The organism is Bartonella sp. AA1HLJMS, assembly GCF_042197445.1.
Taxonomy (GTDB): domain Bacteria; phylum Pseudomonadota; class Alphaproteobacteria; order Rhizobiales; family Rhizobiaceae; genus Bartonella.
Genome location: NZ_JBHIRW010000013.1, coordinates 1 through 13,060, shown reverse-complemented (window position 1 = coordinate 13,060; position 13,060 = coordinate 1). Strand labels below are relative to the sequence as shown.

7 protein-coding genes and 1 pseudogene are annotated in these 13,060 nt (G+C 37.4%); 6 read left to right on the top strand and 2 right to left on the bottom strand.

Features of this window, described 5'->3' with window-relative positions; translation table 11 throughout:
* Positions 1-14: 14 nt before the first annotated feature.
* The 6 genes and pseudogenes from gyrA (at position 15) to ACFIQE_RS05065 (ending at position 9,450) form a co-directional block, all read left to right on the top strand.
* Positions 15-2,798: a DNA gyrase subunit A gene (gene gyrA, locus ACFIQE_RS05090; RefSeq protein ID WP_375640469.1), complete on the top strand. Its 2,784-nt coding sequence runs from the start codon at positions 15-17 to the stop codon at positions 2,796-2,798.
* 24 nt (positions 2,799-2,822) lie between these two features.
* Positions 2,823-3,342 (top strand): annotated as a pseudogene (gene coaD / locus ACFIQE_RS05085) (pantetheine-phosphate adenylyltransferase).
* Entirely contained in the window at positions 3,332-3,925 is a 594-nt protein-coding gene (locus ACFIQE_RS05080; RefSeq protein ID WP_375640464.1) for a peptidylprolyl isomerase, read from the top strand. The pseudogene coaD and the gene ACFIQE_RS05080 overlap by 11 nt, the downstream one beginning before the upstream one ends.
* Before the next feature lie 18 nt (positions 3,926-3,943).
* A complete protein-coding gene (locus tag ACFIQE_RS05075; RefSeq protein ID WP_375613107.1) occupies positions 3,944-4,456 on the top strand; it encodes a peptidylprolyl isomerase in 513 nt (170 codons plus the stop codon).
* 1,462 nt (positions 4,457-5,918) lie between these two features.
* Entirely contained in the window at positions 5,919-7,037 is a 1,119-nt protein-coding gene (tgt, locus tag ACFIQE_RS05070; RefSeq protein WP_375613106.1) for a tRNA guanosine(34) transglycosylase Tgt, read from the top strand.
* A 1,213-nt stretch (positions 7,038-8,250) separates the two neighbouring features.
* On the top strand, positions 8,251-9,450 hold the full coding sequence (locus ACFIQE_RS05065; RefSeq protein WP_375621400.1) for an MFS transporter: 1,200 nt from the start codon (positions 8,251-8,253) through the stop codon (positions 9,448-9,450).
* Between the two features lie 44 nt (positions 9,451-9,494).
* On the opposite strand, the gene ACFIQE_RS05060 is transcribed toward ACFIQE_RS05065, so the two are convergent.
* Both ACFIQE_RS05060 and ACFIQE_RS05055 read right to left on the bottom strand, forming a co-directional pair.
* Complete coding sequence (locus ACFIQE_RS05060) at positions 9,495-10,922, bottom strand: MFS transporter (RefSeq protein WP_375621399.1); 1,428 nt, start codon at positions 10,920-10,922, stop codon at positions 9,495-9,497.
* 118 nt (positions 10,923-11,040) lie between these two features.
* Positions 11,041-12,255, bottom strand: a complete 1,215-nt coding sequence (locus ACFIQE_RS05055) for an NADP-dependent isocitrate dehydrogenase (protein ID WP_375621398.1) — start codon at positions 12,253-12,255, stop codon at positions 11,041-11,043.
* Between the last annotated feature and the right edge of the window lie 805 nt (positions 12,256-13,060).

Genomic DNA, 13,060 nt, shown 5'->3' with positions numbered 1-13,060 from the left:
AAAGTTTTTAAATTGTGACCGATCTTACTCCACACCCAGAACGTGATGTGCTGACCGGTATTGAACCAATCAGTATTATTGATGAAATGCAACGCTCCTATCTCGATTATGCGATGAGCGTGATTGTTTCGCGTGCACTCCCTGATGTCCGTGATGGTCTTAAGCCTGTTCATCGACGTATCCTTCATGCTATGAATGAGATGGGGCTTTCTTTCAATAAGTCGTATCGTAAATCTGCTGGTGTTGTTGGTGAGGTTATGGGGAAATTTCATCCCCATGGTGATGCTTCAATTTACGATGCATTAGTGCGTATGGCGCAGGACTTCTCTTTGAGAAATCCATTGATTGATGGTCAGGGGAATTTTGGTTCCGTTGATGGTGATCCACCTGCAGCTATGCGCTATACTGAGTGTCGTTTAGAAAAAGTTTCAGAAGAACTTTTAGCTGATATTGATAAAGATACTGTTGATTTTCAGGATAATTACGATGGGCGTGAGCGTGAGCCGGTTGTCTTGCCAGCACGTTTTCCCAATCTTTTGGTTAATGGGTCAGGGGGAATTGCTGTAGGAATGGCAACCAATATTCCTCCCCATAATCTTGGTGAAGTCGTTGATGGTTGTATTGCTTTGATTGATAATCCTGATATCACACTCGATAAAATAATTGAAATTATTCCTGGTCCGGATTTTCCTACAGGGGGTATTATCCTTGGCCACTCTGGTGTCCGTTCAGCTTATGAAACAGGGCGGGGTTCAATTATTATGCGTGCTAAAGTTGATATTGAAGAAATTCGTAGTGGTCGGCAGGCAATTATTGTGAGTGAGATCCCTTATCAAGTTAATAAGGCCACAATGATTGAGAAAATGGCCGAATTGGTGCGCGATAAACGCATTGAGGGAATCTCTGATTTGCGTGACGAATCGGATCGTGATGGATATCGCGTTGTTATTGAGTTGAAAAAAGATGTTGTTGCGGAAGTTGTTTTAAACCAATTATATCGTTATACGCCGCTGCAAACTTCCTTTGGTTGTAATATGGTTGCTTTGAATGGGGGAAAACCCGAACAGATGACGTTGCTTGATATGCTTCGTGCATTTGTTTCTTTTCGGGAAGAAGTTGTCAGTCGGCGAACAAAATATCTTTTGCGTAAAGCGCGTGAGCGAGCACATGTTTTGGTTGGCCTTGCCCTTGCTGTTGCCAATATTGATGAAATTATAGCGCTTATTCGCAAAGCTCCTGATCCGCAGACAGCACGTGCACAGTTAATGGAGCGACGCTGGCCAGCGATGGATGTCGCGCCTTTGATTAAACTTATTGATGATCCTCGTCATATTATTCATGAGGATGGTACTTATAATCTCTCTGAAGAACAGGCGCGTGCTATTTTAGAATTGCGTTTGCAACGATTGACAGCCCTTGGGCGTGATGAAATCGCTGATGAATTGAATAAAATTGGCGTGGATATCGCTGACTATCTTGAGATCTTGGCATCACGCGTACGCATTATGTCTATTGTTAAGGATGAGTTGAGTGCTCTTCGTGAGGAATTTGCAACGCCGCGACGTACCGTATTTGGTTTTGGTAGCGCTGAGATGGAGAGTGAAGATCTGATCGCACCAGAGGATATGGTGGTAACGGTAAGCCATAGTGGCTATATTAAGCGCGTACCTCTTAATACCTATCGTGCACAGCGACGTGGTGGTAAGGGGCGTTCTGGTATGTCCACGAAGGATGAGGATTTTGTAACGCGGTTGTTTGTTGCCAATACGCATACTCCGGTTCTTTTCTTTTCATCACGTGGGATTGTTTATAAGGAAAAAGTTTGGCGACTGCCGCTGGGGACACCCCAATCGCGTGGGCGGGCTTTGATCAATATGCTTCCCTTACAACAAGGTGAGCGTATTACAACGATTATGCCTTTGCCTGAAGATGAAGCGAGCTGGAGTGCATTAGATATTATGTTCGCGACAACACGTGGAACTGTGCGTCGCAATAAATTATCAGATTTCGTTCAGGTTAATCGTAATGGTAAAATTGCAATGAAACTTGATGAAGAAGATGAAATTCTTTCTGTTGAAACCTGTACAGAACATGATGATGTTGTTCTAACAACAGCCAATGGACAATGTATCCGTTTTCCAGTTGTTGATGTTCGTGTCTTTGCTGGGCGTAATTCTGTGGGAGTTCGTGGTATCAATTTAGCTAAAGGCGATAAAGTCATTTCGATGACAATTTTAGAGCATGTCGAGGCGACGTCCATTGAGCGTTCTGCTTATATTAAACGTGTCATGAATGAACGGCGTGCTTCTGGTGCAGATGCTGATGTTGAAGATATTGTCATTCTGGATGATGAGGATGGGGGGGCTGAAACAGAGTTAACAGATGAACGTTATGCAGAACTTCATGCACGTGAACAAATGCTTTTGACGGTGAGTGAGTTTGGTTATGGTAAACGCTCTTCTTCCTATGAGTTCCGGATTTCGGGACGTGGCGGAAAAGGGATTCGCGCAACAGATCCATCTAAAACAGCTGAAATTGGTAAATTAGTAGCGGCTTTTCCGGTGAAGGCGCAAGATCAAATTATGTTGGTATCAGATGGGGGGCAGCTTATTCGTGTCCCTGTTGAGGGAATTCGTACTGCTGGGCGCTCAACTAAGGGAGTCACAATTTTTAATACAGCCAAAGGTGAAAGAGTCGTATCGGTTGAACGTATTTCTGAACCTGAAGATGATACGAGTTCATTAGATGATGAAGGTGAGAAGCATTCTGATACAGTTGATATGAGCGAAGAAAAATAATTTTTAAGAGGAAGGAGTAAAGTCATGAAAATTGCTCTTTACGCGGGTTCTTTTGATCCTCTTACAAATGGTCATCTTGATGTTTTGAAAGGGTGTTTTGTGTTAGCTGATAAGGTGGTCGTCGCTATAGGGATACAGGCTGACAAAAAAACACTCTTTAGCTTCGAAGAGCGTGTTGATTTCATTACGCAGGTAGGGAAAGACTTATTTGGTGCAGATTCTAATCGATTGCAGGTTCTTTCATTTAGCAACCTTCTCATTGAGAAGGCGCGTGAAGTTGGTGCTTCATTTCTCATTCGTGGATTGCGTGATGGTACTGATCTTGATTATGAAATGCAAATGGCAGGAATGAATGGTGTTATGGCTCCTGAATTGCAAACTGTTTTTTTGCCGGCAAGTGTTTCTGGGCGCGCGATAACTTCTACATTGGTACGCCAAATTGCCTCTATGGGAGGTGATGTGACACCATTTGTACCGCCCAATGTTGCACAAGCTTTAAGCTCGAAATACCAATCTTTTAGGGGAGAGTAATTGTGTCTCGTAGAATTTTTGCTGTTTTGATATGTGTGTTTTGTTTTTTTTCATTGTCTGCAGTCGCTGGTAATTCTAGCCCAGCAAGTGATGCAAGCCTTCTTGTTTTATCTCTCAAAGATGGTGATGTCATTATTCGTCTGCGTCCTGATTTGGCGCCAAAGCATGTTGCGCAAATCAAAAGATTAACAGAGGAGGGGGCCTATAATAATGTTGTGTTTCATCGCGTTATTCCTAATTTCATGGCGCAAACTGGTGATGTAGAATTTGGAAAAAAAGGCAGTAGAGATTTTGATCTGAAACGCGTTGGTATGGGTAGTTCAAATTATCCCAATATACCGGCGGAGTTTTCAAAACAGCCGTTTAAGCGTGGCACAGTTGGGATGGCACGATCACAAGATCCGGATTCCGCGAATTCTCAATTCTTCATTTGTTTTGATGATGCTGATTTTTTAAACGGTCAGTATACGGTTATTGGAGAGGTTATAAAGGGGATGGATGTTGTTGATAAAATAAAAAAAGGTACGACAAGTAATAATGGATCTGTAAAAAATCCTGATGTTATTAATGCTGCTACTTTACAAGTTGAGAAATGAATCAAGGGAGCTTTCCATATGGCTGAGAATAAAAATCCAGAGAATACTTTAATTCTTGAAACAACAAAGGGCAGAGTTGTTATTGAGCTTTTTGCTGATTTGGCACCTTGTCATGTTACACGTATTAAAGAACTGGTACGGGAAGGTGCTTATGATAATGTTATTTTCCATCGCGTTATTGATGGTTTTATGGCGCAAACAGGGGATGTGCAATTTGGAAAGAAGGATAGTGAAAAATTCAATTTATCACGTGCTGGTATGGGAGGGGCAGAAAAACCAAATTTAACAGCAGAGTTTTCAAATCTTTCTCATAAGCGTGGTACAGTTTCTATGGCACGGAGTCAGAATCCAAATTCTGCTAACTCTCAGTTTTTTATTTGTTTTGCAGATGCTCCGTGGCTTGATCGTCAATATTCCATATGGGGGCAGGTTGTTGAAGGTATGGAAAATGTTGATAAAATTAAACGTGGTGAACCTGTTGCAGATCCAGATTCAATTACCAAAGCCATTATTGCTGCGGATGTAGAATAGTATAAACTATACTGATTTCAATTGTAAGTTTCTAAGAAAAAATACTCTTTTCTGATCAATAAAGGCACACGAAACTCTTTTGTAGTATCACGCTTACCTTTTATAATTTCGAGCTAAGCATTGTCCATATATTTTCTTCAATCGGATCTTCCTGAAGAATATAACGCAACGGATTTGTACAAACACCTGTCAGAATAAGAAAACGCAAAGTCTGTTGTATTATGGTTGTTGTTTGGCAAAGTGTTTTATAAAAAATTCGGCATTTCTCTTCAATCCATTGTCGGTCTTAATGGTTTTATGATGTTACTTTCCTAAGAGAGCGTGTGCTTTTGTTTCTGCTCGTAAATCAACATCCAATCCTAATGCAGAAGCATGTTTGAAACACATATTAAGACGGATAAGAGCTTTACTAGCTCATCCAGTTTTCCTAGCAAGGTGGAAAACCAGCATTTATATATATTGGCGTAATCTTTAAAATAAGAAGACGGTTTAATCTTAGAAGAATATAATAAAGGCGCAGAAGTGAAACAAATGGCTAGTCTTGCCATCTCCTTTTTAATTCAACTTTACTTTTTTAAAAGTATCTAACGCAATATCTTTTAAATAATGAAGATTATGCATGGACTTACGCTTTTATTTTTCTCGTTTTTTAATAGAGGAATGCTCCAAACGGAATACACTTGTGTTGCGTATTTACGTGTTTTTTTAAGAAGCATTTCTCAGTACATATCAACGTTCACTTCCACGATGATATTCATGGCATGTATAGTTTTAAAGCTATAAATAGTATAAAATCTATTATGCACCACCTTCTTTAAAGCTTATGACGGAGCAAGCGGGTACCATCATACGCTTTTTCAGCCTCTAATGGTACGATAGAGCTTTTGGTATTTGAGAATCTTTACAAAAAGCATTTTTAGTTTTTTAAAGTATTTTTATTTACACGTTAATTTCTTTTGTGAATTATCTTAAATGCCAAGAGCTATCTCAATATTGTGAGTGGATAAGTGATTATGCTCATTTGCGCTTTTATTAAGCGTGAGGATCGCTGTGCCCAGTAGATGAAAAATTTTTATCTGTAAAAGTTAAAGAATATGTAAGCTGTACAATGCGTTCAAAATTTTCTTCTATGGGTACAAAGTTACTGCTTATGGAAGTATGTGAAGATGAAATTATTGTGATAATAATTTTGCAGTTCTGTTAAGGCTTTAGTGCGTTAAGCGTAGGTATTTTGTGGTATGATATTATAAGGATTTTACTATTTTTCTAGAGTTAGATTATCACTTTTATTATGGTGATTTCTTAATAAGAAATGTTCTTTTATTTCGTTTAATTTTTGATGCTGGTTACAATATTGAGCGAATCAAAAATTAATTCATAAAGCTTTTGACAATGCTCGTAAGGGGATATCTTTTTTCTTTCTATAGAGATATGCATTGATGGAATCAAAAAGACGAGAGTTATGATAAAGACATTTCATTATAGAAAAATTGCTCAAGATGGGTATGCACGTCGAGGCGAAATTATAACGGGGCGAGGATGTGTTCGTACACCCGCATTTATGCCTGTTGGGACGGCAGGAACCGTTAAGGCTATGTATATGGATCAAATTCGTGATCTTGGTGCAGATATCATTTTGGGGAATACTTATCATTTAATGTTACGTCCAGGAGCTGAACGTGTTGCGCGTTTGGGAGGATTACATGAATTTTCACGCTGGAGCGGACCTATTTTAACCGATTCTGGTGGCTTTCAGGTTATGTCATTGGCGGGAATCCGTAAAATTACTGAACAAGGTGTGATTTTTCGCTCTTACATTAATGGAGCTTACTATGAAATGAGTCCAGAGCGTTCTATCGAAATTCAAGAACTTCTTGGTGCGGATATCCAGATGCAGTTGGATCAATGTATTGCATTACCCGCAACTGAAAAAGAAATGGAAGAAGCTATGGAACTTTCATTGCGGTGGGCGCTGCGTTGTAAAACAGCTTTTGGAGATCAGCCAGATAAAGCATTGTTTGGGATTGTTCAAGGTGGTGATAATATGAAACTGCGTGAACGTTCTGCTCAAGCATTAAAAGAAATCGATTTAAAAGGTTACGCTATTGGAGGGCTTGCTGTTGGTGAGCCGCAGAGTGTTATGACAGCAGTATTGGATACTACTTGTCCGATTTTACCAGAGGATAAACCACGCTATCTTATGGGAGTAGGGACACCTGATGATATTTTACAAAGTGTTGCTCGTGGTGTTGATATGTTTGATTGTGTTATGCCGACGCGTGCAGGACGTCATGGTTTAGCTTTTACCCGCTTTGGTAGAATTAATTTGCGTAATGCGCGTTATGCAGAAGATCCACTTCCTCTTGATCCACAGTCACTTTGTCCAGCAGCACATGATTATAGTTGTGCTTATTTGCATCATTTGATTAAATCTGGTGAATCTCTTGGGGGGATGTTATTGACTTGGAATAATCTTTTTTATTATCAACAACTTATGCAGGGAATTCGTGATGCCATTGAGGAAGGCTGTTATGCCGATTTTTGCGCTGAAACGCGTGCTCTATGGGCACAAGGACGCTAAAATATTAATCGTAATATAGCACCTCATTTTTTTATTGAATTTATTCTCGCACTTACAAATTTAGCTAAAAATATGAAATTAGAAACATCTTCCAAAATTATAAAATTCCACTATCTTAAGATATAACAGTGCGGTTTTATAGGGTACATATTCTTTTCTAATTACTATATAAAACAGAAACTGTTACTCCGGTACGCGCTACCTGATCCGGAGAAAAACAGTTTTTCTGTTTCTGATGACTGTTTACAGCAACAATGTTAATGAGGCGTTAGCGAACTCTTAAAGAAGTATGAAAATTGTACTTTTATGAGCTACTTTGTGTTTTTTATTACTAAAGGTAAAGAATGGATTATATACAATCGAACAGATAAATTTTTAGAAAAATTAAAATAAAACTAAAATAAAATTACAACATTTAAAATGTTATAATTTTATTTTTTAAGTTTTTATATATAAATTTAAATATTAATCACGGTAATTGTCATATTTATAAAATATAAATAAATATACTTATACAAAATTTATTATATTTGTTTTTTGCTTTGTTTATAGAATTTATCTGAAAATAATCATAATATATTTACGTGAATATTTTAATTTACAGATAGTGAGTTAGATATCTGATGCGATTTCTCTGTGAGAGAGGGGTAAAGATGTCTAAAAGAGGGTATTTAATAAATCTAGAAACCAAGCACTATTATCATGAGAATTTTTAAAAGACTCTATAATAATTTATAAGAATGGCGTAAAGTTGAAATTATAACTTATCGATTTGGAGGGTCTATATTCAGGTAGCAAAAATAAAGCAACAATAATTTTGGGGGAGAAGTTTTATCTTTGTATCAAGATAATGATGAGATATTATTCACTTGTTTGAAATGCATTCTTCGGCAAATTTTAGAATTATTTATAGGATGTAGTATATCGTTGCAAAATAAAGCTTTCACTGTAAAATTACAATGGCTGAAAAGAGGAGACAAAGTTTATTATCTGGCAGATCTGATAGAAATAGGTGAATACGTCTATGATCTTGAGGTTTTCAAAGATTTTCCATTAAAGAATCTTACTTAAAACTCCATAAAATGCTTTATATATCAAAATATTTCTAAAACTTTATTAGGGACTATTGGGCATGCGTATAACAATGTTTTGAATTTTTGTTTGTGTGTATTACAGATATTTACAGTTAAAACTCCTATTCAGAAGTGATGATATGAGGGATTCTTATCAACAAAAGGTTCTTGTATTGGGAATTGATTCGAGAATACGACGTTTAATAATTTTAGCTCTTGCCGTGGGCAGTTTTGCTATTGGTACTGCAGAGTTTGTTGCAATGGGGCTACTGCCAGAGATGGCACGAAGTTCCTATGTTGATATTCCTACCGCTGGTCAATATATTTCTGCTTATGCATTAGGAGTTGTGATTGGAGCACCTCTTTTAGCTGTGGCAACAGCTCAGGTATCACGCAAAACTGTTTTGATAGGCTTGATGCTTTTTTATGCCTTAGCAAATATTGCTAGTGCCTTTGTTTCTGATTTTAGCATATTAGTAGTATTACGCTTTCTCAGTGGACTTCCTCATGGAATCTATTTTGGACTTGCGGCTATGGTTGCCTCTTCAATGGTAGAAATGAAAGAACGTTCTAAAGCTGTTGGATATGTTATGCTTGGCTTAACAATTGCAACCGTTTTGGGGGCACCCAGTGCTACTTGGATTGGTCAACTTATTGGTTGGCAGATTGCTTTTGTCCTTGTGGGGATGATCGCTTTATTATGTTGTTTGCTTGTTTGGAATTTTTTTCCTTGTAATTCAAGTTTTCCAAAAACGAATCCTTTGCAAGAAATGGGTGCATTAAAGCAAAAGCAGGTGTGGCTTCTTTTGTTGATGGTGTCGGTGGGAGCGTCAGGATTATTTTCTGTTTTCACTTATATCAAGCCAACATTAATGCATATTTCTGGTGTTTCACTTGAGTTGGTACCATTTATCATGCCGTTAGTTGGATTGGGTATGGTGGTAGGAAATCTCTTGGGGCCTAAATTGGCCGTTAAAATTGGTATTTCGCCGATGATATTTTTTTCTATGCTTTGGAGCGTATTTGTTTTTTTTCTTTTTTTCTTTTTATCCTATGCTCCGTTAACAGCGGCAATAGGATGCTTTTTTGTTGGAACTTCTTTTGCTGCTATGCCTTCTATACAAACAAAAATTATGGATGTTGCACTACAGGGACAGATTTTGGCAGGAGCATTAATGCAGTCTGCTTTTAATATTGCCAACGCTCTTGGTGCAGAATCTGGAGCATTAGTTTTAAAATTGGGCTATAGTTATGAATATACAGCTGTTTTAGGAAGTGTTCTAACTTTGTGTGGATTAATGGTTTTTTGCGTCTCATGGTATATGGAGAAGCATGCTTAATATTTTTCATTTTTTAAATGAAGAAGGAATTTTTCTATTTATTTTTAGTTATTGGAATGTCCTGTTGGATTTTTCAATATGCAGTAAGAAATGCGCAGTGCTAATGGAATAGCAAGACAAAATAAAAGACCCATGAGCACTATAAGAAGAGTTTTTGCTGCTAAGATCATTCCTATTGTTCCTCCAGGATTAAAGAGGCCAGCAAGATTGGTGATGACTCCTGCTAGAGTTGCACTTAAGGCCGCTGAAAATAGTTGTACAGAGGTAAGGGATTCACTGGCACGGAGAGCATCTTCATCATTTGCACATTGTAAGATCCTTGTGAGCAAATGTGGCCATGCTATGCCCGCACTGATTCCAATAGAAAACAGTGCTAAGCAAATAATAAAAATATATTCAAGCGCGGAAACTTCTGTTGGGATGAGCCATAAAAGAATCACTATGCCTAACAGTTTTAATAGGGGCGAGTATACAATGATGTTGCGAATTTTTTTTGTGGAGACACCAGCACTTGAGATGGCTCCACATGTCCACCCTAGGCTCATAAGTGCTGCTATATAACCAGCAACAAGTGGAGCTTGCCCATGAAGCTCTTGAAGAAAAAGTGGAAAATAAAGTTCTATACTGTATACGACTGTTGTCATAACAAGTATCAATGCGTAAACAGAAAAGATTTCAGAAGAGAAAGAAAAGGATTTGCGGGGCAACATAGGATGAGGGGTAGATGATTCGATTTTTGCTAGAACAAAGAGAAGACTAAGTCCGATAACTAATCCGCAAATTTTTGCTATTGTAGACTCCATAGCCCCTCCAACAGAAATAATAAAAATCAATAAGGTGAGTGTGAAAAGCTGGAGAAGAGGAAGAGGGGGTGTTGGAACATCGTTTTCATTCTTTTTTGGTAAAAATTTAAAGGCGATGAGTGAGAAAAATATAGCTAATACGCCAATGATCAAAAAGGATGCTCGCCATAGCCCATAATATACAGAAAGCCCCCCGATTGCTGGTCCTAACAAGGTTGATATTCCCCACATTCCAGAGATAATACTTAATGCATGTGACCATAAAGATGGGCTGAAAACAATCCGTACCATGGAATAGGATAGGGATAACAAAGAACCACTTCCAAATCCTTGGATAAAGCGTCCTATTAAAAACAATGGCATAGATGAAGAAATGCTGCACATAAAAGTGCCTAGGGTGAAGATAAGTCCAGAAATAACATACGCATTGCGAGGACCTAATTTCCCTAATATTTTTGTTGCAAGTGAAGTACCCACGAGTGAAGCTGTAATAAAGACAGTAGCCACCCAAGAATAATATATTTCACTGCCAATATGATTCATAAGAGAGGGTAAAATAGTAATAACAATATAAACGTTGGTGGCGTGTAACACAACTCCACCTGTAAACGTTAAAAAGCAAAGACCATTTTTACCCAATAAAAGCGCAGACCAGCCCTGTTTTTTCACTGTTTTTTGCTATTTAATAAAAATCTATCCTCTTTTTACTTATAAGGTACTTCTTTGAATTTGCCAAGAGAAATTCAAAGCTCTGTTTAGAGCTTTGAATTTTAATTTAAGTAATAACTTAACTGCCCATTGCTTTTTTGAGATTCTCATCAATTTTATCGAGGAAACCTGTTGTAGAAAGCCACTTTTGTTTAGGCCCAATCAAAAGTGCGAGATCTTTGGTCATAAAACCTTCTTCGACGGTTTTAATACAAACTTCTTCCAATGTCGTGGAAAAGTTTTTTAACTTCTCATTGTTATCTAGTTTAGCACGGTGCGCTAGTCCACGCGTCCATGCAAAAATAGATGCAATAGAGTTCGTTGATGTTTCTTCATTCTTTTGATGTTGACGATAATGGCGTGTTACGGTGCCGTGTGCTGCCTCTGCTTCAACAATTTTGCCGTCAGGTGTCATGAGAACAGAAGTCATGAGACCCAGAGAACCAAAGCCTTGGGCAACAATATCAGATTGGACATCACCATCATAGTTTTTACATGCCCATACGTATCCACCTGACCACTTTAATGCAGAAGCAACCATATCATCAATAAGACGGTGTTCGTAATATAATTTACGGTTTTCAAATTCAGTTTTAAATTCCGTATCGAATATTTCTTGAAAGATATCTTTAAAACGACCATCGTAAGTTTTTAGAATGGTATTTTTTGTTGAAAGATAAACTGGAACATTCCGTTGTAGTCCATAATTAAAGGATGCGCGGGCAAAATCACGAATTGACTCATCAAGGTTATACATAGCCATGGCAACCCCTGCGCTTGGAGCATCAAAAACATCATGTTCAATAACTTGATTGTCATCACCTACAAATTTAATACTTAATTTCCCTTTGCCTGGAAATTTAAAATCTGTTGCCTTGTATTGATCGCCAAAAGCGTGACGTCCGATAATAATTGGCTTTGTCCAGTTAGGAATAAGGCGAGGGACATTTTTACAGATAATGGGTTCGCGAAAAATGACTCCTCCTAAAATATTGCGGATTGTACCATTAGGTGATTTCCACATTTTTTTTAGGTTAAATTCTTTAACGCGTGCCTCATCAGGTGTAATGGTTGCGCATTTTATACCAACCCCATATTTTTTGATAGCATTGGCAGAATCTATAGTTACCTGATCATTGGTTGCATCACGATTTTCGACGGAAAGATCATAATATTTTAGATCAATGTCGAGGTAGGGATGGATTAATTTATCTTTGATATATTTCCAGATGATGCGGGTCATCTCATCCCCATCAAGTTCAACAACGGGGTTTTCTACTTTGATCTTTACCATTAGAAATCCTTTTTCTTTTAAGCAATACTACTTGTATAACACTTTCAAGTTTATAATGAAAAGTAAAAACAAGGGAAAAAAGCATTCAAATATGAGCTTTTAGAATATATTATCAATAGAGTGTAAAATTTTGGTGGAGGGTTTAATCTTTGAAAAGAAGTGATGTGTTGCAAATCTATAATTATTCTATGATTGATGAAGAATCTGTTTAATGGATAAGGTAGTTAGATCACCGGGGGACAGGGATTGTGCATTTTTATTATCAGAGATTCCATTTAATAAGTTGATCGTATTCTGAATTATAGTTTCTTGATTTTTTGTGTTAGGTGAATAAGAAACTATTTTTATATTGCTATTCCAATTCTAAGATTATGGTCTGTTTGTTTATAAAAAGTTTAATGTGATAACAAAGGCACTGTAATTAGAAATGCTTCATATAAAATGCGTTTGGGATAAACTTCAGTTTTGAAGGTTGGAAAAAACGTATAAATGATGCGGCTGGTTTTAATTTAAAAATTAACAGCAGACGCGAAAATATGACTTATAAATTACCGTATCGCGAGCTAGAATCTTCTAATTCTTATGTTTTATCGATTCTTATTGTTATTAACTGTGTGCAGTAAAACACTATCCTCGAAATGCAACAAAGAAATTAATCACCTAATGATTCTTGTATCCTTTTTACGAAGAGATACCTTTTAAAATCTTATTCCCTCATTTTTATTTATGCATTCCTCATTTTTAAAAACACAAATAAAATGAATATATTACACATATAAAAAAGAAACATGGTACGCCCAAGGGG